22 protein-coding genes, 1 tRNA gene and 1 pseudogene are annotated in these 26277 nt (G+C 56.5%); 11 read left to right on the top strand and 13 right to left on the bottom strand.

Features of this window, described 5'->3' with window-relative positions; genetic code table 11:
* Positions 1 to 84 precede the first annotated feature (84 nt).
* Positions 85 to 207: a hypothetical protein gene (locus tag NI21_RS17150; RefSeq protein ID WP_255349841.1), complete on the top strand. Its 123-nt coding sequence runs from the start codon at positions 85 to 87 to the stop codon at positions 205 to 207.
* A 135-nt stretch (positions 208 to 342) separates the two neighbouring features.
* Here the strand turns inward: NI21_RS17150 and NI21_RS0100905 are convergent, their stop codons facing one another.
* A complete protein-coding gene (locus NI21_RS0100905) occupies positions 343 to 1212 on the bottom strand; it encodes a LysR family transcriptional regulator (RefSeq protein ID WP_033124351.1) in 870 nt (289 codons plus the stop codon).
* A gap of 168 nt (positions 1213 to 1380) precedes the next feature.
* Here NI21_RS0100905 and NI21_RS0100900 point away from each other — a divergent pair, with 168 nt between their 5' ends.
* From NI21_RS0100900 to NI21_RS0100885, 4 genes are read left to right on the top strand one after another with little or no spacing between them, the layout of a single operon-like run.
* Entirely contained in the window at positions 1381 to 1893 is a 513-nt protein-coding gene (locus NI21_RS0100900; protein ID WP_033124350.1) for a MarR family winged helix-turn-helix transcriptional regulator, read from the top strand.
* Positions 1859 to 3598, top strand: a complete 1740-nt coding sequence (locus tag NI21_RS0100895) for an ABC transporter ATP-binding protein (RefSeq protein WP_033124349.1) — start codon at positions 1859 to 1861, stop codon at positions 3596 to 3598. Before NI21_RS0100900 ends, NI21_RS0100895 begins: the two co-directional genes overlap by 35 nt.
* A gap of 29 nt (positions 3599 to 3627) precedes the next feature.
* Complete coding sequence (locus tag NI21_RS0100890) at positions 3628 to 5532, top strand: ABC transporter ATP-binding protein (protein WP_033124370.1); 1905 nt, start codon at positions 3628 to 3630, stop codon at positions 5530 to 5532.
* 19 nt (positions 5533 to 5551) lie between these two features.
* Positions 5552 to 6325: an arginase family protein gene (locus tag NI21_RS0100885; protein WP_033124348.1), complete on the top strand. Its 774-nt coding sequence runs from the start codon at positions 5552 to 5554 to the stop codon at positions 6323 to 6325.
* On the opposite strand, the gene NI21_RS0100880 is transcribed toward NI21_RS0100885, so the two are convergent.
* From NI21_RS0100880 to NI21_RS0100870, 3 genes are all read right to left on the bottom strand, one after another.
* The gene (locus tag NI21_RS0100880; protein ID WP_033124347.1) at positions 6304 to 6582 is read right to left on the bottom strand and encodes a type II toxin-antitoxin system HicB family antitoxin; all 279 of its coding nucleotides are present in this window, start codon (positions 6580 to 6582) and stop codon (positions 6304 to 6306) included. The genes NI21_RS0100885 and NI21_RS0100880 overlap by 22 nt on opposite strands.
* A 108-nt stretch (positions 6583 to 6690) precedes the next feature.
* Positions 6691 to 7128 (bottom strand): cupin domain-containing protein, encoded by a 438-nt coding sequence (locus NI21_RS0100875; RefSeq protein WP_033124346.1) that lies wholly within the window; start codon positions 7126 to 7128, stop codon positions 6691 to 6693.
* Positions 7129 to 7141: 13 nt separating this feature from the next.
* Complete coding sequence (locus tag NI21_RS0100870) at positions 7142 to 7450, bottom strand: hypothetical protein (protein WP_033124345.1); 309 nt, start codon at positions 7448 to 7450, stop codon at positions 7142 to 7144.
* Positions 7451 to 7692: 242 nt separating this feature from the next.
* Between NI21_RS0100870 and NI21_RS17200 the strand changes: the two genes are divergently transcribed.
* Complete coding sequence (locus NI21_RS17200; protein WP_369792749.1) at positions 7693 to 7821, top strand: hypothetical protein; 129 nt, start codon at positions 7693 to 7695, stop codon at positions 7819 to 7821.
* 18 nt (positions 7822 to 7839) lie between these two features.
* Positions 7840 to 8583: pseudogene (locus tag NI21_RS15775) on the top strand (DUF362 domain-containing protein); the annotation flags it as partial.
* 26 nt (positions 8584 to 8609) lie between these two features.
* Here NI21_RS15775 and NI21_RS0100860 read toward each other — a convergent pair.
* On the bottom strand, positions 8610 to 9479 hold the full coding sequence (locus NI21_RS0100860) for an AraC family transcriptional regulator (protein ID WP_052083743.1): 870 nt from the start codon (positions 9477 to 9479) through the stop codon (positions 8610 to 8612).
* Positions 9480 to 9655: 176 nt separating this feature from the next.
* Between NI21_RS0100860 and NI21_RS0100855 the strand changes: the two genes are divergently transcribed.
* Entirely contained in the window at positions 9656 to 11647 is a 1992-nt protein-coding gene (locus tag NI21_RS0100855; protein WP_033124344.1) for a PTS transporter subunit IIBCA, read from the top strand.
* A gap of 5 nt (positions 11648 to 11652) precedes the next feature.
* Complete coding sequence (locus NI21_RS0100850) at positions 11653 to 13119, top strand: glycoside hydrolase family 32 protein (RefSeq protein WP_033124343.1); 1467 nt, start codon at positions 11653 to 11655, stop codon at positions 13117 to 13119.
* 354 nt (positions 13120 to 13473) lie between these two features.
* Here NI21_RS0100850 and NI21_RS0100840 read toward each other — a convergent pair whose 3' ends face one another.
* The 3 genes from NI21_RS0100840 to NI21_RS0100830 all read right to left on the bottom strand — a co-directional run bounded on the left by NI21_RS0100840 (position 13474) and on the right by NI21_RS0100830 (position 17774).
* Positions 13474 to 15573 (bottom strand): sodium-translocating pyrophosphatase, encoded by a 2100-nt coding sequence (locus NI21_RS0100840; protein ID WP_033124341.1) that lies wholly within the window; start codon positions 15571 to 15573, stop codon positions 13474 to 13476.
* Between the two features lie 156 nt (positions 15574 to 15729).
* Entirely contained in the window at positions 15730 to 17046 is a 1317-nt protein-coding gene (locus tag NI21_RS0100835; RefSeq protein WP_033124340.1) for a M18 family aminopeptidase, read from the bottom strand.
* Positions 17047 to 17060: 14 nt separating this feature from the next.
* Positions 17061 to 17774 (bottom strand): HAD family hydrolase, encoded by a 714-nt coding sequence (locus tag NI21_RS0100830; RefSeq protein WP_033124339.1) that lies wholly within the window; start codon positions 17772 to 17774, stop codon positions 17061 to 17063.
* A gap of 177 nt (positions 17775 to 17951) precedes the next feature.
* Between NI21_RS0100830 and NI21_RS0100825 the strand changes: the two genes are divergently transcribed.
* Together NI21_RS0100825 and NI21_RS0100820 are read left to right on the top strand one after the other, a co-directional pair.
* Positions 17952 to 18536: a xanthine phosphoribosyltransferase gene (locus NI21_RS0100825; protein ID WP_033124338.1), complete on the top strand. Its 585-nt coding sequence runs from the start codon at positions 17952 to 17954 to the stop codon at positions 18534 to 18536.
* A 29-nt stretch (positions 18537 to 18565) separates the two neighbouring features.
* Positions 18566 to 20287, top strand: a complete 1722-nt coding sequence (locus NI21_RS0100820; RefSeq protein WP_033124337.1) for an ABC-ATPase domain-containing protein — start codon at positions 18566 to 18568, stop codon at positions 20285 to 20287.
* On the opposite strand, the gene NI21_RS0100815 is transcribed toward NI21_RS0100820, so the two are convergent.
* The 5 genes from NI21_RS0100815 to NI21_RS0100795 all read right to left on the bottom strand — a co-directional run bounded on the left by NI21_RS0100815 (position 20229) and on the right by NI21_RS0100795 (position 26116).
* Positions 20229 to 21134 (bottom strand): pyridoxamine kinase, encoded by a 906-nt coding sequence (locus tag NI21_RS0100815; protein ID WP_052083740.1) that lies wholly within the window; start codon positions 21132 to 21134, stop codon positions 20229 to 20231. The genes NI21_RS0100820 and NI21_RS0100815 overlap by 59 nt on opposite strands.
* 317 nt (positions 21135 to 21451) lie before the next feature.
* Positions 21452 to 21525, bottom strand: a tRNA-Arg gene (locus NI21_RS0100810).
* Between the two features lie 107 nt (positions 21526 to 21632).
* A complete protein-coding gene (locus tag NI21_RS0100805; protein WP_033124336.1) occupies positions 21633 to 23402 on the bottom strand; it encodes an ABC transporter ATP-binding protein in 1770 nt (589 codons plus the stop codon).
* Positions 23395 to 25140, bottom strand: coding sequence for an ABC transporter ATP-binding protein (locus NI21_RS0100800; protein WP_033124335.1), 1746 nt, complete (start codon positions 25138 to 25140; stop codon positions 23395 to 23397). Before NI21_RS0100800 ends, NI21_RS0100805 begins: the two co-directional genes overlap by 8 nt.
* A 31-nt stretch (positions 25141 to 25171) precedes the next feature.
* Complete coding sequence (locus tag NI21_RS0100795) at positions 25172 to 26116, bottom strand: ketopantoate reductase family protein (RefSeq protein WP_033124334.1); 945 nt, start codon at positions 26114 to 26116, stop codon at positions 25172 to 25174.
* Positions 26117 to 26277: the final 161 nt, after the last annotated feature.

Raw genomic sequence — 26277 nt, 5'->3', positions numbered from 1 at the left:
GGAAAATGAACAGAAATATAGAGAGGGTACTGTAGGAGAAATCCTGCTTAAGGGGCGCCTGATCCAAAGAAAGGGAGGGAGGACATGGAGACAGGTCAGAGCCGCGCCGACATGCGGAAAAAGTACGGGGGCATGTCCCACAGGGAGCTGGCGAGGTACATGCGAAGAGAGCTGAAGGAGTATAAAAAGTACAAGCAGGATAAATAGAAAATGATATAGAAGAGGACTTAATGCCATGCAGTCTCTGAGAGGCTGTGGAATTAAGTCCTTTTTGTTGTTCATGGTGTTTCCTGCCTGTCTTTGGCTCCCTTTTGAGGGCCGAAAAGAGAAGAGATTTCAGCCTCAGCTTTGGACGCTCTGCGTCAGCAGGGTGAGGAAGCGGCGCAGCACCGGGTGGTCGTTCTTCTGCTGGTAGTAGACGCCGAAGGTGACCTGGGGCAGGCCGGTGACGGGAATGTAGCGCAGTCCCTCCACCCTGGCACGGGGTATGTCCGGGTACAGCGTGTAGCCGAACCGGGCCTTCGCAAGGGTGAAGGCGCTCTCGATGCTTCCGGTCACATAGCGCTGCTGCGGCGGAAGTCCGGCCAGGATACTGTTCTGTATAGTGAAGATCGTGTCGTGGATCTGCCGGGGAGAGCAGGCGATAAAATTCCCGGTCAGATCCCTTTTCCGGAGAGACTCGTGCTGCGCCAGAGGGTGGGACGGATGACAGATGCAGGCAAAAGGAACCGTGCAGAGCTCCCGGAAGAGGAGGATGGATTTCTTCTGGTCCTGCCGGATGCCGAGGGCGGCGTGGATCTGGTCAGTTTCCACCAGACTGAGAAGAGAGGGGAAGGGGACCAGGCGGATGTTGGGCCGCAGCAGGGGAAACTCCTCCCCCAGCCTTTGGAGGACCGGGGGGAAGAGATCCGCCTCCATGCTGTTGTGGCATCCAAGCTCCAGGGGGATAAAGTGCTCGTGGCGTCCCAGCCTCTCCCTGGCCGACAGGGCGGTCCGCAGGATCAGCTGCGCGTCGGGAGCAAAGAGGATGCCCTCCTGGGTCAGGGCGACGCTCTTGCTGGTGCGGACGAAGAGCTTCACCCCCAGCTCCTCTTCCAGGGACTGGATCTGATGGCTGACAGCGGGCTGTGTGATCTTCAGCTCCCTGGACGCCTTTGAGAAGTTCAGATGCTCCGCTACCGCCAGGAAACATTCCAACTGTACTGTATTCATAAAAGACTCCTTTCCTGTACAATAAAATTCTTTTATAGATTATAACATTTTTGAATTTCACATTTCCAGTATTCAGCGATAAAATCTTGTATGGGAAAAAGATAAGGCTGTGAACAGTTTTTACGCGAACAGTTCCACCCGGAAGCATACAGGAGGTGTTGATTAAAGATGACAGAAAAGTTCAGAACGGAAGAGCTGCTCTTTATGATGAAGAAGATCGGGCTGGATCTGACATCGCAGCTGGACGCTCATCTGGGTAATCCGGAGATGAGTGGAGTGCAGGCGTACTTTATGGTCTACATCCTGCGGCATCACCCGGAGGGCACTTACCTCACAGAGCTGTGCCACGAGATCGGATTATCCAAGTCGACGCTCTCCACCCTGCTCAAGAAGATGAGAAAGACAGGCTACATTCTCTTCCAGGAGGATCCGGCTGACATTCGGAAGAAAAAGATCCTTCCCACAGAAAAGCTCATGGAAGAAGGCGCCAAGCTCCTTCAGAGGGCCGGCGAGATGGAGACCGAGATCTGCAGCGTGCTGGATCAGCGGGAGAAGGAGCAGCTGTGGAAGCTGGAGAGGAAGCTTCTGGTGCATCTGACGGAAATGGAACACAGCCAATCGAAAAAAGACAGGAGGTTAACTTACAGTGAGAAAAGTATTACAGCAGCTGGGACAGTATAAGCGGGACACCTTTCTATGTATAGGCCTCACCGTTCTTGAAGTTATCATGGAAATCTTGATGCCCTTTGTCACCGCCATTATCATAGACAGAGGTCTGGAGGCCAGCAATCTGGGCGTCGTCTACCGCTACGGCGGCCTGATGGTCCTGATGGCGTTTCTGAGTCTGTTTTTCGGCGCCATGGCCGGAAAGAACGCGGCCAGCGCCTCCTCGGGACTGTCGGCCAATCTGCGTGAGGCGATCTACGCCAATATCCAGACATTTTCATTTTCAAATATCGACAAATTCAGCGTGCCGGGGCTTGTGACCCGTATGACCACAGATATCACCAATGTGCAGAACGCCTACATGATGGTGATCCGTGTGGCTGTCCGGGCTCCCCTGAACCTGATCTTCAGCTTTGCCATGTGCCTGATCATAAGCCCGCGCCTGAGCGCCATGTTCCTGATCGCGGTTGTCTTCCTTCTGGTGGTCATCGGCTCCATCATGGTGGTTACGCTGAAGATCTTCAGACAGGTGTTCAGAAGGTACGATGACCTGAACGCCAGCGTCCAGGAAAATGTGACTGCCATCCGCGTTGTGAAGGCGTTTGTCCGTGAAGATTACGAGAATGTGAAATTCTCTAAGGCCTCAAAGATGCTCTACGACCTGTCCGTCAAGGCGGAGGGGCTCCTGGCCTTCAACAACCCGGCCATGATGGTGGCGGTTTACTTCTGCATCATCTCCGTGTCCTGGTTCGGAGCCAAATTTATCGTGGGCGGCTCCATGACAACCGGAGATCTGACCAGTCTGTTCAGCTATATCATGGCGCTCCTCATGAGCCTTATGATGCTCTCCATGGTGGTGGTCATGATCAGTATGTCCATGGCCAGTATCCGCCGTATCGGCGAGGTGCTGGACGAGAAGGCAGACCTGCACGACCCGGAGGATCCCGTCATGGAAGTGGAAGACGGGCGCATTGATTTCAACCACGTAAATTTCTCCTACAAGCACGGAAGCGGCAAGAACGCGCTCTCCGACATTGACCTTCACATCAAAAGCGGCGAGACCGTGGGCGTCATCGGGGGCACCGGCTCCGGAAAGAGCAGCCTGGTGAACCTGATCTGCCGTCTCTACGATGTGGACGAGGGCTCTGTCTGCGTGGGCGGCGTGGACGTCCGCCAGTACGACACAGAGGTTCTGAGAAATCAGGTGTCTGTCGTGCTCCAGAAGAACACCCTGTTCTCCGGCAGCATCCTGGACAATCTGCGCTGGGGCAACCCGGAGGCCACCGAGGAGGAGTGTATCGAGGCCTGCAAGGCAGCCTGCGCTGACGAGTTCATCGACAGGATGCCAAGAGGCTACCAGACAAAGATCGAGCGGGGCGGCTCCAATGTGTCCGGCGGACAGAAGCAGAGACTGTGTATCGCCAGGGCTCTCCTGAAGAAGCCCAAGGTGCTGATCCTGGACGACTCCACAAGTGCCGTGGACACAGCCACAGACGCCAGTATCCGGGAGGCATTTGCAAAGAAGATACCGGGCACCACAAAGATCATCATCGCCCAGAGGATTTCCAGCGTACAGTCCGCTGACCGCATCCTTGTGCTGGACGAGGGCAGGGTCGATGCCTTTGACACTCATGAAAATCTGCTGAAGAACAACGCCATCTACCAGGAGATCTACAGCTCCCAGATGGAGGGCGGCGGCGACTTCGACCAGCCGGCGTAAATCAGAAAGGAGGAAGAGGATCTATGTCTATGAATGAGAAAAAGAACGAGCAGCAGTCCCAGGCCAGGTCAGCCAGAGCGACAAAGCTGATCAGCAGGGTCATCCGGTACATGCTCCATTACTATAAAATTCCGTTTTTCATTGTCATTGTCTGTATTCTGCTCACTGCCATCGCGACAGTGGTGGGGGCCACATTCCCCCAGACGCTGGTGGATGACTATATCACGCCCATGCTGCAGAACGGGACGGACGATTTCAGTGGGCTGGCCTCTGACCTGTTCCGCCTGGCCTGCATCATGGCGGGCGGTGTGATCACAGCCTTTGCCTACAACCGCATTATGGTCAATGTGAGCCAAGGCACGATGCTCCATCTGAGGGATGACCTGTTCCGCAGGATGGAGTCCCTGCCCATCAAGTATTTTGACACCCACGCCCACGGCGACATCATGTCCGTGTACACAAACGATGTGGACACTCTGCGGCAGATGCTCAGCCAGAGCGTTCCACAGATCATTAACTCTGTGATCACCATGGCGGCCACCCTGGTCACCATGATCGTGCTGAACCCGGCCCTGACCGTGATCTCCATACTGACGGCCGCGGTCATGCTCTTTGTGACATCCAAGTTCTCACAGCTGTCCGGAAAATACTATGTCCGCCAGCAGATCGACCTGGGAGCCGTGGACGGATTCATCGAGGAGATGCTGGACGGCCAGAAGGTAGTCAAGGTGTTCTGCCACGAGCAGGCGGCCATGGAGGATTTCCACAAGGTCAATGAGAGGCTCCGGAACAGCGCCAACAAGGCCAACCGGTACGCCAACCTGCTGATGCCTGTGAACGCCAATATCGGCTGGATCAGCTACGCCCTGGTTGCCATCGTAGGCGCCATTCTGGGCATCAACGGCCTGGCCGGCGTCACCATCGGAACAGTGGTCACATTCGTGGGACTGAACAAGAGCTTTACCAACCCCATCACCCAGGTGAGCCAGCAGCTCAACTTTGTCGTCAACGCCGCAGCCGGCGCCCAGCGTGTCTTTGACCTGATGGATCAGGAGCCGGAGATGGACGAGGGCTATGTGGAGCTGGTCAACGCCAAGGAGGACGAGAACGGGCAGCTTACAGAGTCCGACGTGCGCACCAACCTGTGGGCGTGGAAGCACCCCCACAAGGCGGAGGGCACAGTCACCTACACAAGGCAGGAGGGCGGCGTTGTGTTTGACGATGTGGATTTCGGCTACACAGACGAGAAGATCGTTCTCCACAATATCAGCCTCTACGCGAAGCCGGGACAGAAGATTGCCTTTGTCGGAGCCACGGGAGCCGGCAAGACGACCATCACCAACCTGATCAACCGGTTCTACGACATTGCGGACGGAAAGATCCGCTACGACGGCATCAACATCAACAAGATCAAGAAGCCGGACCTGCGCCGGTCACTGGGCATGGTGCTCCAGGACACCCACCTGTTCACCGGGACAGTCATGGACAACATCCGCTACGGAAAGCTGGACGCCACAGACGAGGAGTGTATCCGGGCAGCCAGGCTGGCCAATGCGGACGGATTTATCCGGCGTCTGCCGGACGGCTATGACACCATGCTCACCGGCGACGGCTCCAATCTGAGCCAGGGACAGAGGCAGCTTCTGGCCATCGCCCGGGCGGCTGTGGCAGACCCGCCGGCCCTGATCCTGGATGAGGCCACATCCTCCATCGATACCCGAACCGAGAAGCTGGTGCAGGCAGGCATGGACGCCCTGATGAAGGGGCGGACCACCTTTGTCATCGCCCACAGGCTTTCCACGGTCAAGAACTCCGACTGCATCATGGTCATGGAGCAGGGGCGCATCATCGAGAGAGGAACCCACGACGAGCTGATCGAGAAGAAAGGAAAATACTACCAGCTCTACACGGGTAATTTTGCGGCCCAGGGCTAGGACAGAGGGAGGGAGTGATTTGGAAAAGACACAGAACCTGCTGCTTGATTTTACCCATATCTACCCGGAGGGAATTGAAAAAGAGGCAGACGATATCACAAGGATCGATATGAGCGACATCCGGGGGACGGACATGTACTGTTCCCCGGAGGCACAGGAGGAGATCCGGCGGCGCCTGCAGGGCTTTGGGCCGGAGGGCATTCATTTTCTGGACAATGGGAATTACCACTATGTGACAAAATTATTTGTGGAAAAGATCCGGATCCCTTTTTCCCTTGTGCTGTTCGACCATCACAGCGACATGCAGCAGCCCCTCATCCATGAGCTGACCAGCTGCGGAAGCTGGGCGGGCGAGCTGCTGTGGAAAAATCCGTATCTGAGACAGATGATACTCATCGGGCCGGATCCAAAGACAGTCCGGGAGCTTCCCGACAGGATGAGAAAGAAGGCCGTCTGCGTCAGCCTCCAGGAGGCCGGCGAGCAGACGGCTGAAAATGAGATAAAAAGGATCGACATGAGCCTCCCCGCCTACATTTCCATAGACAAGGATGTGCTGGACCGGTATGGAGCCAGGACAAACTGGAACCAGGGAGGCATGTCGGTCAGAACGCTGGAGAGGCTGCTCTCAGGCGTGTTCGCGAACCAGAAGGTGATCGGCGTGGATATATGCGGCGAGTGCAGCCTCCAGGAGCCCCTGCGGGAATTCCTGGAGGACAGCAGGATCAACCAGACGACAAACCGGAACCTGTACAGCTTCCTGTCCGGCCGGCTCTACTCGTCCCAGCCCTCGTAGAAGCGGATATTGACAGAGATGTTGCGGACGATATCGCCCTCCCCGACGGGGATGTCCTCCAGGTCGGAGACGCAGGGCATGTCCGGCTCCTCTTCCTCCAGCTCCACGGAGATCCAATTGCGGGCCGCCTCGTTGGCGTTATCAATGGCGTCGTCCAGGGTGTCGCCGACAGCCTCGCAGCATGCCAGGTCCGGGAAGGTCGCGTGGTACTTTCCGTCTTCCCTTTTGCGGAAGACAGCGGGATATATAAAATTCATGTGAGTAGTCTCCTTTCAACTGTGTTTCCCAATATTTTTTCAACACAGTTAAGTATAAGATAAATCCCGCTGTAAGGCAATCACCAAGTTATTTCCGTTTTGCTCAGTTTAGCCCAGGTTGGCGTATGTCTCGTCGTCCACCGGCTCCAGCCACTCGTTGCTTGTCTCTGTGCCGGGAGCCTCAAAGGCGATGTGGGAGAACCAGCTGTCAGCCTTGGCGCCGTGCCAGTGCTTGACCTCAGCCGGGATGACGATGACCGTGCCGGGCTCCAGGCTGACAGGCTCCTTGCCCTCCTCCTGATACCAGCCGCTGCCAGCTGTGCAGACGAGGATCTGTCCGCCGCCTGTCTTTGCGTGGTGGATGTGCCAGTTGTTGCGGCATCCCGGCTCAAAGGTGACGTTGGCCAGGCCGACGCCGCACTCCTTTGGGTCAGTCAGCGGATTTAAATAGGAATTTCCGATAAAATACTGGGCGTAGGCGGTGTTTGCCTGACCCTGCCCGAATACATTCGCCTTGTCAAAAGTCTCTTTGTCCTGAATTTTCATGAAAAATGCCTCCTTAAATAGTTGTTTTTTTACTTTGCTTTTTGCGGATGCTGTAGCGGAGATAGTCCAGCTGGCTGAGCTGCTTTTCCTGGAAATGGATCTCATCGAGAAGTCTGCGCCGCTTCCGCTCAAGTATCCGGAGGCGCTGGCCATCGCTGTCCTCTTTTTCCAGCAGCTTCATGTAGGCTTCTATCTCGGCGCTCTCAAAGCCGATCTGGTGCAGGGTGATGAGCACGCTCAGACGCTCCGGGTCCGTGTTGTCATATTCCTGCAGGACTTTGAGGGGGATGCCGCAGCACCTGCTCACTTCATCAATGGTCATTTGACGCCTCCTTTCTGGATGTTTTCATTGTAGTATGGAGAAGGCGAGATGTCTAATGCTTATAATTTATCCTCTTCTATGCCTGGAAGGTATTCTTTTTCTGAATATCACATCTTCTTATCCCTGGATAAAATTTTGCCTGGAAAGAGCTTGACCTTAAGCTAACTTTAGGTGCTAGAATAAAAACAGAATACGGATGCCATCTCATGTGCGGACGGCAGGAAAGCGAGGGAAATGAGATCATGAAATCAAAAGTATATTTTACAAGAGAGATCACACCTGAGAAGGTGGTTGAAATGTACAATGCGCTGGGCGTGGAGCTTCCCGGAAAGGTGGCTGTGAAGGTTCACTCCGGGGAGAAGGGGAACTAGAATTTCCTCCGCCCTGAATTCTGGAAGCCTATGGTGGACAAGATCAAGGGAACCATTGTGGAGTGCAATACAGCCTACGGCGACGCGGCAGGCGGCGTGCGTGACAATACTCCCTCTCATCTTCAGCTGCTGGAGGAGCACGGCTGGACAAAATATTTTGACGTGGATCTGATGGACGCGGAGGGGCCGGATGTGGTATGGCCTGTTCCGGGCGGAAAGATCCTGAAGGAGAACAAGCTGGGGAAGCACATTGAGAACTACGACTCCATGCTTGTGCTGGCCCACTTCAAGGGACATCCCATGGGAGGCTACGGCGGAGCCCTCAAGCAGCTCGCCATCGGCTGTGCATCCCGGGCGGGCAAGGCGCTGATCCACTCTGCCGGAAAGACAGACGACCGGTTTGAGACATGGAAGCAGCACGCGTCCAGCGTTGTCTTCCCGGAGGCCATGGCGGACGCAGCCTCCAGTGTGGTGGATCATTTTGCTGGAAAGATCGCGTTCATCAATGTCATGAAAAATCTTTCTGTGGACTGTGACTGCTGCGTTGTGGCGGAGGATCCGTGCATGAAGGATATCGGCATCCTGGCCTCCACAGACCCGGTGGCCATAGACCAGGCCTGCATTGATCTGGTCATGAACTCCGATGATCCGGGGCGCGACCACTTTATGGAGCGGGTGAACAGCCGCAATGGCATCCACACCATCGAGGCGGCCGCAGACCTGGGAGTTGGCTCCCGGGAGTACGAGCTGATCGAGCTGTAGTATTTTCGGTGCATTTTTTGCACCTTTCAGCGCTCTTTAGCGGGGGTCTGTGGGTCTGATGAAGGCGCAGGCTTCTCGCGGGTGCACTCCTGCCTGTATCGGATAGGGGTGCGCCCCTTTTTTTGCTTAAAAAGGCGGGAGAAATAGAGGGCGTCCTCGTACCCCACGGAACGGGCTATGTAGCTGACGGACAGGTCCGTGCTCTCCAGAAGGCTGCAGGCCCGGCGGAGCCTGAAGTCCAGCAGGTACTCCTGGGGTGAGACCCCGGTGATGGTCTTGAAGAGGCGGTACAGGTAGGTGCGCTCGATGTTCAGGTGGTCAGCGATGACCTGGATGTTGACATCCCCGTCGTAATTGTTTTCAATATACCGGAGGGCCTCCTCCACGTAGGAGATCTTCTTCTCCTTCGGGGGAATGTAGGTCCGGGGAAATTTGCTGGCCAGCAGGTACAGGTACTCGTACATGACGCTGTTCATCATCAGATCCCGGTTGTGGGGCAGCTTGGAGGCCTCGAACATCTTTTCGTGGCAGAGCCGGACCCGGTCGTCCTTCCCGTAGTGGAAGCAGGGGGTGTCGAGGAGGGAGGTGCGCTTCAGGTACTGCTCCATCTTCACGCCCTGGAAGCCGATCCAGGTGTAGGTCCATGGATTGTATTTGTCCGCCTCGTAGTAGATCAGCTCGTTGGGGCAAATGAGGAAAGCGTCCCCCTCCGACAGGGGATAGATATGTCCGCCGGTCTTGTAGACGCCCTTCCCCTTCAGGATATAGTGGATCATGTAGCCGCTGCGCACGGCGGGGCCGTAGCTGTGGGAGGGCCGACACGTCTCGTAGCCGCAGGTGTAGATCATGGCGTCCAGGTTTCTGGAAAAGTCGTTGGAAAAAATGTAATCCTTCATAGAGCCTCCTTCTGTGGAAAGAACCAACAAAATAACATAGATATACAACATTTGTCTATATTATCTTTAGTATATCCAACTATAATCATAATTACAAGAACAAATGGAAGAGAGCTCTCGACAAGATGTTTGTTCGCGGAAACATACGCATGATACAGGGAATAGGAGGAATAGTAATGGATGCGGAAAAGAGACAGCGCTATGAGAAGATAGCGGAAGACATTGTCCGCCTTTGCGGCGGGCGCAGCAACATCCTGGGCATAGCCCACTGTGCCACCAGGCTGCGCCTCGTGCTGGAGGACAACGACAAGGCGGACACAAAGGCCATCGAGGAGGTGGACCTGGCAAAGGGTGTGTTTGTGGCGGGAGACCAGCTGCAGATCATCTTCGGAGCCGGCCTGGTCAACGATGTGTGCCAGGTACTGGCGGAGTACCTGCACATGGACAGCATGAGCCTGGGAGACCTGAAGACAAAGGCAAACAAGAGGATGAACCCTCTCCAGAGAGCGGTCAAGGCCCTATCGGATGTGTTTATCGAGATCATGCCGGGCATCCTGGCGGCGGCTCTTCTGACCGGTCTTTCCAGTGTGCTTGGAAATATTGAGTTTGTGCAGAACAACGACACGCTCTATGGCCTGTCCAGGCTGATCAATATTTCATCCGGCGCCATCTTCGGGTTCCTGCCCCTCTGCGTGGCCTACAGCACAGTGAAGCGGTTCGGCGGCCGGCCCATCATGGGACTTGTCATTGGCTGCATCATGCTGACCAACAGCCTGGCGGACGCCAGCGCGGCGGCCCAGGGGACAGTGGAGGTCACGACCCTGCACATTTTCGGACTGCCGGTGGAGCTCATCGGCTTCCAGGGCGGCATCATCGTGGCCCTGCTCATCGGCATCGTGACAGCCAAGCTGGACATTTTCTTTGAGCGGAAGATACCGGAGGTGATCCGTCTTCTCGTATCGCCCCTTCTGACCACCCTGGTCAGCTCGTTTTTGCTGTTCATGATCATCGGGCCCATCGGGCGGGGGCTGGCAAACGGGATTACGGCCGTGCTCGTGTGGATGACGGAAAATCTGGGCGTGATTGGCTACGCCGCCTTCTCCGGCGTGCAGCAGCTCATCGTCATCACCGGACTGCACCATGTGTTCGGTGCCATCGAGTCTCAGCTCCTGGTGGATACGGGAAGAAACTTCCTAAATCCCCTCATGTCTGTGGCCATCATCGCCCAGGGCGGCGCTGTCCTCGGCTATCTTGCGGGGCACTTTAAGGAGGCTAAGACGAGGGAGCTCTGTATACCCAGCTTTATCTCTGTACTGTTCGGCATCACCGAGCCGGCTCTCTTCGGTGTGAACCTGCGGTATCGCTACCCCATCATCGGCGGTTGCCTGGGCGGAGCAGTGGGCGGCGTGATCGTCTACGTCACAGACCTGGCAGCCCTCGGCTTCGGAACCACTGTGGTGCCCGGACTTGCCCTGGCGGACCCGGCCCACAACGGCTATATCAACTATATCATCGCCCACGTGGTGGCTCTGGCAGCGGGCTTCCTCTTCACCATACTCCTGAGCATAGGCTTCAGGGGAAAGGCAAACCAGGAACCCGCACGGACGGCACCGAAGGAGACGGCGCCTGGTGCAGCGGCATCGCCGGCGGAGGAGACATCTGCCCAGCAGGTATCCGGGCAGCCTGTATCCGACAAGGCGGCGGATTTCCCGGAGGAGATAAAGGCCTACGTGCCGGGCGAGCTGGTCGGCATTGAGAAGGTGAACGACCCCACCTTTGCCCAGAAGGTGTTGGGAGACGGGGTGGCTATCCTGCCTGCGGAGGGGAAGATCTACGCCCCTGCGGACAGCACAGTGGAGATGGTCATGGACACAAAGCACGCCATTGCCCTGCGGACGAAGGCCGGCAGCGGCTTTCTCATCCATGTGGGCATTGACACAGTCAATCTGGGAGGAAAATATTTCACCGCCCATGTGACCGAGGGACAGCAGGTGAAACAGGGCGACTATCTGCTGGACTTTGACATGGAGAAGATCAAAGCGGAGGGGTATGACACAGCCGCCTGCTTGATATTCACAGAGCCTGTGGAGGGCACCCAGCTGGTAAGAGACGCGGAAAGGACCGTGGCGGCAGGCGACAGGATCGCGGTTGTCGCTATGCAGGGATAATGACTATGAATGAAAAGACAAAGGAAATGATGGAAAAGGCCCGGGAGCAGGAGCAGTCTATGGAAGGGACAGTGAAGAGCTGTCCCTTCCGGACAAGATTTCACATCATGCCCCCGGTGGGCTGGATCAACGATCCCAACGGACTGTGCCAGTTCCAGGGCATCTTCCACGCCTATTTTCAGTATTCCCCTTTAAGCGTAAACGGCGGAGGCGGCTTCTGGGGCCACTGTGTGAGCCAGGATCTCCTCCACTGGGAGTACAAAGAGCCTGTCCTGACCACAGACATCCCGGAGGACGCAGGCGGCGTCTACTCCGGCTCCGCGCTGGTGGAGGATGGCAGGCTGTACCTCTTCTACACGGGAAACGTGAAGCTCCCCGGGGACTACGACTACATTGACGCGGGGAGGATTTCCACCCAGATCCTGGTGGAGAGCCCGGACGGACAGCACATGTCCCAAAAGGAGAAGGTCCTTGAGATGAAGGACTACCCGGCGGACATCACCCAGCATGTCCGGGATCCCAAGGTGTGGAAGGAGGAGGGCCGGTATCACATGGTGCTGGGCGCAAGGAGAAGAGCCTGGAAGGAAGACGGAGAGCGCCGGGACGAGGGGGGAGTCCTTGTCTACTCCTCGGCAGATATGCACAGCTGGTCGCTGGAGCGGGAGATCTTCCCGAAGCAGTATTTCGGCTACATGTGGGAGTGCCCGGACATCTTTTCCCTCGGAGAGGGGGAGGAAGAGAGGAAAATCCTCTCCTTCAGCCCACAGGGGCTGGCCCATGAAAAAGAGCGGTTCCAGAACAGATACCAGTCCGGATGGGGCTTCCTGTCCGGCGGCAGACCGGAGGAGACATTCACAGAGTGGGATATGGGATTTGACTTCTACGCGCCCCAGACCTTTCAGGCGGAGGACGGCAGACGCATTCTGATCGGCTGGGCCGGTGTCCCGGATACCCAGGAGGAGCACGCAAACCTGTCTGTAAAAAACGGCTGGCAGCACTGCCTCACCCTGCCAAGGGAGCTGACCCTTGAGAGGGGCCGGGTCATCCAGCGGCCGGTCCGGGAGATTTTTGGTCTCCCCTGGAGGAAAGAAGACCCAAGCGGCGGAGAGCCGTTTCGCTGGAGCAGCCGGGCAGTCCGGCTGGATATCAGGGACATTAGCGGCGGAAGCGCGGGAGTCCTCCTTGGGACACCCGGGAACGGACTTGCCATACAGGCGGACCGGGACACAGTGACACTATCCTATATAAATGAAGAGGGAGAGCCCTCCGCCTGCGGAGGCGGCCGTAAAGCCCGCACCGGGCGTCTGGAGGAACCTGTGGATCGGCTCCTCATCCTGGTGGACAGCTCCATCGCCGAGATCTTTGTCAACGGCGGTGAGATGGTGTTCACCACGAGGCTGTATCTTGAAAAGAAAGAGCGGGAGCTGAAGATTGAGGGCAGCGGCTCTGTCACCCTGGAGACTGTGGAGTGAAGGAAAATACAATGCAGGCAAGGAGATGGATGTTCCATGCAAAAGACAGCGCTTTGTATTTTCCTGTTCTCTATGTCCTCTCTTTCCCTGGCGGGAGTCAGGAGCAGGATATAGAGAAGGTGCAGCCCCGGGCTGAGGAGTCAGACACAGCAAGCGAGCCAGTTACTTTAGGCGAGGCGGCACCCACAGCGGGGAGTATGCGCAGCAGTACTTCTACAACGGCATGTGCTGGATCTGGAAATAAAAAATATTTTTCTCTTTAATCTTCCACTGGTATATTGATCTCACAGACAAGATAAGTGAAAGAGACATGAAAGAACCGGGCATTTCCGCCCGGTCTTTTTTTCGTCTCTGTCAGAATATATGATAGTTTACAACAAGCGCTGCAAACACGATGGAAACCATGGACAGCAGCTTGATGAGGATGTTGATGGAGGGCCCTGACGTATCCTTGAATGGATCGCCTACTGTGTCGCCCACTACAGCGGCCTTGTGCTGCTCGCTTCCCTTGCCGCCGTGCTTTCCGCTCTCAATGTACTTCTTGGCATTGTCCCAGGCGCCGCCCGCGTTCGCCATGAAGATGGCCATCAGGAAGCCGGTTGCCGTGGAGCCTGTGAGAAGGCCGATAACGCCGTTGTAGCCAAGGATCAGTCCCGTCACCACAGGGGTCACGATGGCCAGCAGAGTGGGGAGGATCATCTCGTGGAGGCTGGCCTTTGTGCAGATGTCCACGCATGTCTCGTAGTCCGCGTCAGCCTTCCCCTCCATCAGGCCCTTGATCTCCTTAAACTGGCGGCGCACCTCAACAACGATGCTCTGTGCCGCGCGGCCTACAGAGGACATGGTGAGTGCTGCGAAGACGAAGGGCAGGCAGGCGCCGATGAAGATGCCCACAAGAACGGTGGGGTTCATGACGCTCATGTCCAGAACCACATCGCTGCCGCCTACCTCCTGCACCTTCTCCACATAGGAGGCGATGAGAGCCAGGGCGGTGAGGGCAGCGCTTCCGATGGCGAAGCCCTTTCCTGTGGCGGCCGTCGTATTGCCCAGGGAGTCCAGGGCGTCGGTGCGCTGGCGCACGGTCTCCTCCAGACCTGCCATCTCGGCGATTCCTCCGGCGTTGTCAGCGATGGGACCGTAGGCGTCTGTGGCCAGCGTGATACCCAGCGTGGAGAGCATACCCACAGCTGCCAGGGCAATGCCGTAGAGGCCTCTTGTGGACTCGATAAAGCCGCCGGAGAAGGCGTAGGCAGCCATGACGCACACGGCGATAATGATGATGGGAACCGCGGTGGACAGCATGCCAAGGCTCAGCCCGCCGATGATGATGGTGGCGGAGCCGGTCTCGGATTTGTCTGCCAGGTTCTGGGTCGGTTTGTATGTATCAGATGTAAAGTACTCGGTAAAGAAGCCGATCAGCACGCCTGCCAGCAGTCCGCCCAGGATGGCGAAGTACACGCCGATGAACTCCCTTCCAAGGATAAACCATACAAGCGGGAAGGCGATGACCGCGATGATCAGGGCGCTCGTGTTGGTTCCGCGGCGCAGAGCCTTAAGAAGAGTGCTCTGGTCTGTGCTCTCCCCTGTCTTTACCAGCAGGGAGCCGATGATGGATGCCAGCACGCCCACAGCGGCCAGGACCATGGGGATTACCACGGCGTTGACGCTGTCCACAGAGGCCACCTTGTCAAAGGCGATGACGCCCAGGGAGCAGGCGGAGAGGATGGAGCCCACGTAGGACTCGTAGAGGTCAGCGCCCATGCCGGCTACGTCGCCCACATTGTCGCCCACGTTGTCCGCGATAACAGCCGGGTTTCTGGGATCATCCTCCGGGATGCCGGCCTCCACCTTTCCGACCAGGTCGGCGCCCACATCGGCTGCCTTGGTGTAAATGCCGCCGCCCACACGGGCGAACAGAGCCATGGAAGAAGCTCCCATTCCGAAGGTCAGCATAGTGCTTGTAAGGTCCTCCAGCGGAAGATGGAAGACGAGGCGGAGCAGAAGGTACCAGATGGAGATATCCAGAAGTCCCAGTCCCACCACCGTGAAGCCCATGACAGACCCGGCTGAGAAGGCCACATTCAGTCCCTTGTTCAGACTGCTCTGGCAGGCGGCCGCCGTCCGGGCGTTAGCCCTGGTGGCGATCTGCATGCCTACAAAGCCGGAGAGGCCGGAAAAAAATCCTCCTGTCACAAAGGCAAAGGGAACGAACCATGTCAGAAGTCCCAGAGCTGACATGACAAAGAGGATGACGAACATGACGACAAAAAAGCACACCAGGATCTTGTACTGGCGCCTTAAGTAGGCCATAGCCCCGTTGTGGATGGATGCGGAGATCTTTTTCATCTGGTCAGTGCCCTCAGAGAAGCCCAGGACTCTCTTCGCTCGGCTTGCCACAAAAAGAAGAGCAATGATCGATCCGCAAAGTGTCAGTAGTGCCAATTGATTGTCCATTTGATCTTTCCTCCATTCCTGTATTGAAAAAATAACGATTTGAGACCTATTATAGCACTTCTGTTGTGAAAAACCACTATTATTCAGTAAATAAATTGTGAATTTTTTGAATGATTTGTTAATAATAAAAAATGCCTGGAAAAACCAGGCATTTGATCAGATGATGTCGTATGAGCCGTCGCCCAGGCACCGGATACCGCACCGGAAAAATTCCTCCATGGCCCGGATCATATTGTCTGTGTCCGAGGCTCCGGCCGTCTCGAAGGGAGAGTGCATGGCGAGCTGGGCCAGGCCGATGTCCACTGTGTTCAGGGCTACCTGGGCATTGGAAATGTTCCCCAGAGTGGAGCCTCCTGCCATGTCGGAGCGGTTCAGGAAGGTCTGGAAGGGAACTCCTGCCCGGCGGCAGATAGTCTTGAAGAGGGCGGCGGAGACAGCGTCCGTTGTATACCGCTGGTTTCCGTTGTACTTGATCACAATGCCCTGGTTCATGGCCGGACGGTTTACGGCGTCCGATCTCTCCGGCTGGTTGGGGTGCACCGCGTGGGCGTTGTCTGCCGACAGCATGAAGCTGGAGGAGAGCATGGCAAGATAGTCCTCCTCCGTTTTTCCGAGACAAAGGCAGATCCGCCGGAGGGTGTCCTTGAGAAAGGTGGAGGCGGCGCCCTGCTTTGTGCCGCTGCCTACCTCCTCGTTGTCCAGCACGCAGTGGACGGGGATAGAGGTGCTGCCGCTTTCCCTCTCCGTCTTTAGAAAGGCGGTCAGGGAGGCGAAGACGCACTGCAGGTCATCCAGTCTGGGAGCTGAGATGTACTCCCCTGCCGCGCCCCAGCAGATCCCCGGCATGCGGCAGTAGAGCAGCAGGTCATGGCCTGCGATCCGCTCCGGTACTGTCCCGGCAGCCTCCGCTACGCAGCGGAGGAAGGTGTCCTTCCGGGCAATGTCTCCGTAGAGGGGCAGCATGTCCTTCTGGGGATCCGGCTTGAAGCCGGCGTTGGCCTCCTTGTTCATGTGGATGGCCAGGTTGGGGATGAGGAGGAGATCCCGGTCTATGTTCACAAGTCTTGTCCGAAGCCTCCCGTCCTCCTCCACAAGGATGCGCCCCGCCACGGAGAGCGGCCGGTCCAGCCAGGGAGCCATCAGCATGCCGCCGTACCGCTCCACATTCAGGCGGACGTAGAGCCCGGCTGAGGGAAGCTCCGGCATCTCTTTGATCTTGAGGGAAGGGGAGTCGCTGTGGCTGGCGATGATGTGGAAGCTGTCCGGGGATCCCTCCGGAACACGGAAGACGATGAGGGAGGAGAGATTGCGGGTGACAAAATATTTTCCTCCCGGAGCCAGTGCCCAGGGGCGGCTCTCCTCCAGCTGCATGTAGCCCTCTTTTTGCAGAGCGGCCTTCATAGTGTCCACCGTGTGGAAGCTGGTGGGAGAGAGCCGGATGAATGAAAAGAGATTGTTGATTGTTGTCTGCAAAGCCGCACGCCTCCTTATCTCAGTTTTTCCAAATAGGAAATCAGATCCTCAAAGCCTCCCCGGGGATAGCCGGACAGATCCCGTCCCTCCTTGTTGATCAGGCAGTCCGTAAGAAGAAAGACCTTCATTCCCAGTGTTTCCGTGATCATGTCCTCTGATACATCGTTTCCCACCATCAGGCACTCCTGGGGACGCAGGCCACAGTGGGCGAGGATGTCCCTGTAGTAGTCCGGGTTGGGCTTGCAGTGGACGGAATTCTCATAGGTGGTGTAGTATTCGAAGTCCTCCGGCGAGACGCCGGCCCACCTCATCCGGCTCTCTGTGGCGATGGAGGGAAAGAGGGGATTAGTGGCCAGGACCCTGCGAAGTCCCAGCTCCCGGCAGAGTGCCACGGAGCGGGCCGCCAGCGGATTGTGGCCGCACACCTGTCTGGCCTCCTGAAATTCCACCTCATAAAACTCCTGGAAGACGGGGATGTCCTTTAGGGCTTTCTCACCGTAGACGCTGCTGAAGAAGTCCCAGAATACCTCCTCGTTGGTGGCTCTGCCGTCGTTTTGTACCATGGCGGCGGTGCCGCCCCACACGGCCTTGATCAGGCCCTCCGGGTCGTAGCCTCTGGGGGCCATCTTTTCAGCCAGCCTTTTGAAATATGATTTTACAAACAGATCCTGGTCCATGGGGAGCAAGGTCCCGTCCAGGTCAAATAAAACAGTCGTGATCTTTTCCATATGTATTCTCCTCGTCTCACAAAATGCGGGGCGGACGGGCGGCTGCCCTTTCCCGGGACTGTCCGCGTCCGGCCCCGCGGCAACAGATAAAGTATAGAATGAAAAAACAGTGATTGTCAACTATGCCGTTTTCTCCTATAATAGATAGTAAAATCAAAAACAAAAGAGGAATTTGGTATGAATTTTTTAGAGGAACGCATTGTAAAGGATGGAATTATTACAGAAGGGAACGTGCTGAAGGTGGACAGCTTTTTAAATCATCAGATGGACATTGAGCTGTTTGACCAGATCGGGGCGGAGTTCAAGAGGAGATTTGAGGGCAAGCCCATCAACAAGATCCTCACCATTGAGGCCTCCGGCATCGGCATCGCCTGCGTGGCGGCCCAGCACTTCAAGGTGCCGGTGGTGTTCGCCAAGAAGACCCAGAGCATCAACCTGGAGGGAGAGATGTACGTGGCGGAGGTAGAGTCCTTTACCCACCGCTGCAAGAACCAGGTCATCGTGTCCCAGAAATTCCTGAGTGAGGAGGATCACGTGCTGATCATCGATGATTTCCTGGCCAACGGCTGTGCTCTCCAGGGACTGATCCAAATCGTCCAGGCGGCGGGTGCCACCGTGGAGGGAATTGGAATTGTCATCGAGAAAGGCTTCCAGGCAGGAGGCAGCATTATAAGAAATCTGGGATATCAGCTTGAGTCCCTGGCCATTGTGGACGCCATGGATGAGAAGACCGGAACCTTTGTATTCCGGGAACAGAAATAGGAATAGACGAAAAGGAGCAAAGACAGAATATGAACACATCAGTGCAGCTGGAACAGCAGCTTATGAGCATACACAGGAAAAGCTATCCGGCATACAAGAGCCTGGCCGGGAGCTGGCAGTTCCCCGGCTTTATCCTCCACATCGACCACGTGCAGGGAGATCCCTTTGCGGCGCCCTCCAAGGTGAGCGTGGAGGTGTCCCAGAAGACGGCGGCCTTCCCGGAGGAGCTTTTTGACAGAAAGGACAAGAGGATTGCCCTGCAGGATCATCTTACAAGGGAGTTCTCCCGGCAGATCGGCGAGTACATGTTCCAGGCGAAGGGCTCCGGCAAGAGCGGTCTTATCAGCATCAGCCGCTGCGGCCAGGAGGTGCTGGAGCGGACAGCCCTGGAGATGAACGGAAAGCGGATCCTGGTGCGCTTTGAGGTGGGATTTCCCGCAAACGGCCGGACCATCAACGCTCCGGAGCTGAAGAAGATCCTGTTTGACTACGTGCCCCAATGTGTGAAGAGAGCCCTGTATTACAAAAATCTCAATCCGAAGGTGCTCCGGGAGGTGGCGGACCTGGCGGAGGACCAGACCTTTATCCGGGAGGAGCTAAGAAAGAGAGGCCTGGCCGCCTTTGTGGCCAACGGCTCTGTCCTGCCCCGGCAGAGCGGCGTCTCAGACAAGCCCATGAAAGGGGCGGTGGTGTTTGAGAGCCCGAAGAGCATGGAGGTGGAGCTTTCCCTTCCCCATAAGGGTGCGCTGAAGGGGATGGCGGTGCCAAAAGGCATCACCCTCATTGTGGGCGGCGGCTATCACGGCAAATCCACTCTCCTGAAGGCGCTGGAGCTGGGCGTGTACAACCATATCAGGGGGGACGGAAGAGAGTACGTCATCACAGACGACACGGCTATGAAGATCCGGGCGGAGGACGGAAGGGCGGTGGCCCATGTGGACATCTCGCCTTTTATCAACCATCTCCCCAACGGGAAGGACACGGTGGACTTCTCCACAGAGGATGCCAGCGGTTCCACCTCCCAGGCGGCCAATGTGGTGGAGGCTGTGGAGGCGGGAGCAGGCGTGCTCCTCATCGACGAGGACACCTCGGCCACAAACTTTATGGTGCGGGACGCCCTCATGCAGTCCGTCATCGCCAGAGAGCAGGAGCCCATCACCCCCTTTATCGAGCAGGCCAGGAAGCTCTACGAGGAGAAGGATATCTCTGTCATCCTTGTGGCGGGCAGCTCGGGAGCCTACTTCTACATCGCGGACAAGATCATCCAGATGGACACCTACCGGGCATACGACATCACGGATCAGGTGAAGGATATATGCAGCCGGAATAAAGAGGAGATGGATTTTGTGACAGCCCACAGGAAGGAGTCCGAGGGTATCGCCAGATGGGGTGTCATGTCCCGCCATCCCCGCCTTGGAAAGATCGACAAAAAGCACGGCCAGATCAAGGTAAAGCAGTATGGAAAGGACAGCTTCTCCATCGGAAAGGACACGGTGGAGCTCAAGTATGTGGAGCAGATCACGGACAGCGAGCAGACCACTACGCTCAGCTATGTGCTGAAAAATGTCATCGAGGAGATGGAGACAAAAAAGAACGCCAGCCTGGAGGAGCTGGCGGAGAAAATCTGGAGAGAGATAGAAGGCAGGGGACTTTCCTGCCTGGTGAAGGGCTCCTATATCCCCTCCTCCCTCGCTATGACGAGGAAGCAGGAGATCTATGCGTGTCTGAACCGTTATAGAGGGTTCCGCTAGGAGCCAGCATGGACAGGTACTTTTCGTAATTGACGCCGTCATTGCGAGGTACCTGTTCTTTTATGGAGTCAGCCATGGCCAGGCTGATGAATTTCCCGGCCAGCCGGACCGTGTCCTCCACAGAGTCCCCTCTTGCCATGCCAGCCGCGATGCAGGCGGCAAAGAGGTCCCCGGTGCCGGAGTAGCTGCCCCCGATGAGGGGGAAGGGGAGCAGGGTGTGACCGCCAGCGGTCACGGTCAGGTTGCCCATCATGGGGACGCCGTCCCCGTCCGTGTAGCGGATGCCAGTGACGAGCACCTCCCGGAGCCTCTCGTGGAGGAGAGAGCGGGCCAGCTCACTGATTACCTCCATGAGGAGAGAGATATTTTTGATGGATCCCAGCTCCTCATAGTCGGCTCCTGTGAGGAGGCACAGCTCAGTCAGGTTTGGGGTGATGATGTCCGCCCTTTTGCACAGCTCCTGCATTTTCTTCAGGAGCCCTTCCGTGAAGAGGCCGTGGGGCTTTCCGTCCCCGCCCAGGACCGGATCCACCAGGAGAAAGGTGTCTTCATTCAGGAAACTGTCCAGGAACATCTGGATCTGCTTCACCTGTCTTTCATCTGCCAGAAAGCCGGTGCAGATGCCGTCGAAGCGGACCCCCATCTTTTCCCACTCGGAGCGGATGAGAGGCATCTTGTCTGTATAGCTGTCAAAGTAGTAGTGGGGATATCCGGTCTGCCCGCTTAAGATGGCTGTGGGCAGGGGACAGGGCTGCACTCCCATGACAGAGATGACGGAAATGGCGGCTGTGAGAGAGCATCGCCCAAATCCGGAGAGGTCGTTGATAACGGCTATTTTTTTTGTCATTTTCTTCAGTCCTTTTCATTTGATGTAGAATGACTCTCGTGTCAATTCATTCTATTGTATACCAGGGGAAGAGGGCAAGTCAAACAAAAGGGCATAAAAAGACCAGAGTGAAAACACTCTGGCCGGAGGGGGAAATTATGAAAAAGAAAATTGAATAAAGGTTTCATTCCTTTGTTCGATTATTACTATACCGGGAAAATGTGATGAAAATGTGACTGCGATATTAAATAAATGTGAAATGAAAATGAAGGTTTTCTGATGAAAAGCATCCGACAGGAACAAAAAAACGGGCTCCATCCCGGAACCCGTCTCCAAAGCGTGGGCAAGAGGATTCGAACCCCCGACCTTCTGGTCCGTAGCCAGACGCTCTATCCAGCTGAGCTATGCCCACATTGCTGCGTATCTCTCACAGCAAAAATTATTATATTATACTTTGGCAGGCCTGTCAAGAAAAAAATGAAAAAACTTGGCAGGCCGTCGAAAGAAAAGGGGGAAGGCCTAGCTGTCCGCCGCAAACTGGCTGTAGTACAGGTCCGCGTAGAAGCCCTTCTTTGCCAGAAGCTCCTGGTGCGTCCCCTGCTCGATGATGTGCCCCTGGTTCATGACAAGGATCACGTCTGCCGTCTGGATGGTGGAGAGGCGGTGTGCTACCACAAAGCTGGTGCGCCCCTTCATCAGCGTCTCAAAGGCTTTCTGAATGCGGATCTCCGTCATGGTGTCGATGGAGGAGGTGGCCTCGTCCAGGATCAGCATGGGGGGCAGGCAGAGCATGATCCTGGCGATGCACAGGAGCTGCTTCTGTCCCTGGGACAGGTTGCCGCCGCCCTCGGAGATGATGGTGTCATACCCCTCCGGCATACGCATGATAAAGCTGTGGGCGTGCGCCTTTTTGGCTGCCTCAATGATCTCCTCCTCTGTGGCGTCAGGCCGGCCGTAGGCGATGTTGTCCCGGATGGAGGCGGATTTCAGCCAGGTCTCCTGGAGGACCATGCCGTAGCTGGTGCGCAGGGAGTGGCGGGTGATCTGACGTATGTCGTGTCCGTCCACCTGGATGGAGCCCTTCTGTACATCGTAGAACCGCATGAGCAGGTTGATGAGGGTGGTCTTGCCGCAGCCCGTGGGTCCCACGATAGCGATCCGCTGCCCCGGTTCTACGGACAGGTTCAGCCCCTGGATGAGAGGCACCTGGGGCGTGTAGGAGAAGTCCACATCCTGCAGGAGAATGCGCCCCTCCGGCTCGGTAAGGACAATGGCGTCCGCAGGCTCAGCCGGTGCAGACGGCTCGTCTATGAGCTCAAACACCCGGGCGGCGGAGGCGATGGAATTCTGGAACTCGGTCAGCACGCTGGTGATGTCATTAAAAGGCTTTGTGTATTGGTTTGTGTAGCTCAGGAAGCTGGAGAGCTGTCCCACGGTCAGCATGCCGCCTATGACAGAAAAGCACCCTGCAATGGCCACGCCCGCGTAGATGGCCGAGTACATGAAGCGGGTGGCGGGGTTGGTGATGGAGGAGAAGAAGGTGGCCTTCAGAGAGTACTCGGAGAGCCTTCTGTTGATCTCGTCAAACTCCTCATTTGCCTCGTCCTGATAGCCGAAGGCCTGGACCACCTTGATGCCGCCCAGCATCTCGTTTGTAAAGCCTGTCAGCTCCCCCCGGGTCTCGGACTGTTTTTTGAACATGGTGAAGGACTTCCTGGAGATGAAATTGGCTACCAGGAAGGACATGGGGCTTAAAACCACCACGATCAGGGTGATCCAGGGGTTAATGCCCAGCATGAAAAGGATGGTTCCCACAATGGTGGCCACCCCTGTAAAGAGCTGGGTGAAGCCCAGAAGCAGTCCGTCGGAGAACTGGTCGATATCCGTGATGACACGGCTTAACAGATCCCCTGAGGAGTGCCGGTCCACATAGGACAGGGGCAGCTCCTGGAGATGGCCAAAAGCCTGGGTCCGAAGATCCCGGACGATACGGTAGGTGATCTTGTTGTTGATATGGTTCATGATCCACTGGGCCGCCGCGGTAATGGCGATGGAGATGAGAATCCCCGTGATCACGGCCATGAGCCCTTTGAAATCCACCTGTCCTTCTCCCACGATGCAGTCCACGCCCCGCCCGGTCAGAATGGGGATGTAGAGTGTCAGCCCCACGGTCAGAGCTGAGAGAAGGAGGGAGAGGATGACGAGAGCTGTGTAGGGCCGGATATAGAGGAGGATCCGTTTCAGCGTCTTCTGGCTGTCCACTTTTTTTTCTGTTTTTTCTTTATGCATTTGCAGATGCCTCCTTTCCGGCAGACTGAGATGCGCAGATCTCCTGGTATACGTGGTTAGAGGAGAACAGCTCCTCGTGAGTGCCGTACCCGGCGGGACGGCCGTCATCCAGGACAAGGATATGATCCGCGCTGCGGATAGCGGATACCCGCTGGGAGATGATGAACACGGTCATATTTTCGGTGCTTCCCTTGATAGCCCTTCGGAGTTTCGCATCCGTGGCAAAGTCAAGAGCTGAGGCACTGTCATCCAGGATGAGGATGTCCGGCTCTCCTGCGAGAGCCCGGGCGATGGTGAGCCGCTGCTTCTGCCCGCCGGACAGGTTGCTGCCGCCCTGCTGGATCATTAGATCCAGTCCCTTCTCCTTGCTGTCTACGAACTCTCTTGCCTGGGCGATATCCAGCGCCCGGTAGATTTCCTCGTCCGTGGCGTCCCGCTTGCCCCACTGCATGTTTTTTCTGAGCGTGCCGGAGAAGATTGTGGCTTTCTGCGGGACGATGCCCACTATTTTCCGGATGGCGGAGGGCTTAAGGGAGCGCACATCCTGCCCGAAAAGGCGGATGGTGCCGGAGGTGCAGTCGTAGAACCGGGGGATGAGGTTTGCCAGCGTAGATTTCCCTGAGCCTGTCCCGCCGATGATGCCGATGGTCTCTCCGGGCATGACGGAAAAGCTGATGCCCTGGAGAGTCTCCTCTCTTGCGCCGGCGTAAGTAAAGCCTACATTTTCAAAGGAGACGGCAGGCTGTCCCTCCTGGGCAGAGGAGAAGGAGGGAGATGCCCCTTCATCGGGCATGGAGGGCTCCACATCGAAGATGGCGTCTACCCGGGCAAGGCTTGCCAGGGCACGGGAGAGAAGAATGATCAGATTGGCCAGCTTCACCAGCTCTGTCAGGATCTGGGACATGTAGTTGATGAGGGCAATGACCTGTCCCTGGGTCAGGTCTCCTGCATCCACCTGGCGCCCGCCGAACCAGAGGACCGCGATGATCCCAAGATTGATGATGACGTAAGTGAGGGGATTTAAGAGGGCTGAGATTTTTCCCACGAAGATCTGCTTTCTGTACAGCCCGTCCGCCTCCCGGCTGAACCGCTCCTTCTCCTCCCGCTGCCTCGCAAAGGCTCGTACAACCCGGATGCCAAGGAGATTTTCCCGTGTCAGGAGGAGTACTCTGTCAAGCTGTCTTTGTACTTTCTTGTAGAGGGGCATGCTGATCAGGAGGATGGCGAAGACAACCACCAGGAGCACAGGAATGGTGATGGCAAAGGGAAGTGCTGCCCTGACATCCACGGAGAAGGCCATGACCATGGCTCCCAGGACAACAAAGGGAGAGCGCAGGAACAGGCGGAGAAACATATTGATTCCGTTCTGTACCTGGTTCACATCATTGGTCATCCGGTTGATGAGGGTGGAAGTGCCGATCGTGTCGATCTCCTGGTAGGAGAAGGTGCCGATGTGGGCAAACAGGTCGCTGCGCATAGCCATGCCGGCACTGACGGCAGATTTGGCCGCAAAGTACTGGGCGGTCAGTGAAAAGGAGAAGCCCACGATGCCAAGGAGAATGAGGAGTGCGCCCATTCTCCAGAGATAGGGAGTATTGTTCCCGGCAATTCCCACGTCGATCATCTGCGCCACTACCAGGGGGACAAAGAGCTCGAAGGTGGCCTCCAGCATCTTAAAGAGAGGGGCCATGACCGTGATGATGGGATGGGGCCGCAGGTAGCTTAATAATCGTGTCATTGTATGTTCCTCCTTCGGTAGTCACGCGGGGTCAGACCCGGCATTTTTCTTTCAGTTTCCTGTACATGTCCGCAGATACCGGAGCATCTACTCCAAGGCGCTGCGCCTCCCGGACGATATAGCCGCTGAAGGTCTCAAGCTCTGTAGGACGCCCGGCGCCTACGTCCCGCTGGAGAGAGCTGGTCGCATCGTACTGCAGCTTGTAGTAGAAGCGGTAGATGATGGCGTCCCGGTCTGCCTGCGTCACGTGGATGCCCTTTGCCAGAGCCACCCGCCATGCCTCGTCCACGAGAGCTTCATAGATGGCGGCCTTCTTGGGGTCCTCCCGGAGCTGCCCGATGGAGTTGTCGTAGAGAGCTGTCTCTACATTGTAGGCGCAGTTCAGTATGTATTTTTTCCAGATCTCAGCCTGGATATCCCGGGAGGCGGTGCAGTCCACGCCGGCGATGTTCAGCAGGTCTGTCACATCACAGCATTTTTGCCAGCAGGGAGCGCTGGCATCCTGGATGCCCACGTAGAGGTTGGCAAATTTGTCCTGCTGGGTGATGGAGAAGTCGGCGTTTGCAAAAGCCACGATGTAGATGAGAGAGTCGACGACCGTGCCTTTTGGCAGGTACTCCCGCACCCGGTCACCGGGGTCTGCGCCGTTCATGACAGGGACGATGACGGTGCCCTCGGACACGCAGCCTGCGAGGGAGAGGCAGGCCTCCTTTAGGGAATAATTTTTGACGCAGATAAAAATGTAGTCCTGGGTTTCCAGGCTCTCTGCTGTCTCCACCACACGCTCCGGGCGGACAGTGCGTTCTCCCCGGTAGTCGCTGTGGAGGACAAGGCCCTTCTCCCGGATGGATCTTCCCCGCTCTCCACGGGCTACAAAGGTGACGTGGGGATATGCGTCCGCCAGCAGGGCGCCTACGTAGCCGCCTACGCCTCCCAGTCCCAGGACAGTGATCTTCTTGTCTGCAAATGGTTTCATATGCACAAGCCTTCTTTCTATAAAATGATTTCATATTTAAATACGTTGGATACAACAAAAAGAATTATAACATACAGAGCAGGATGGCGGAACATTTTTTTGAAACTGAACAAAACCGCAGGAGACCGCCGGCCCGATGTGCGATCCATACGGAACAGCTA

This window comes from Eubacterium sp. ER2, assembly GCF_000765215.1.
Classification (GTDB): Bacteria; Bacillota; Clostridia; order Lachnospirales; family Lachnospiraceae; genus Claveliimonas; species Claveliimonas intestinigallinarum.
Note: the sequence above shows the minus strand (reverse complement) of the source record. Positions and strands in the feature narration are given on the sequence as shown.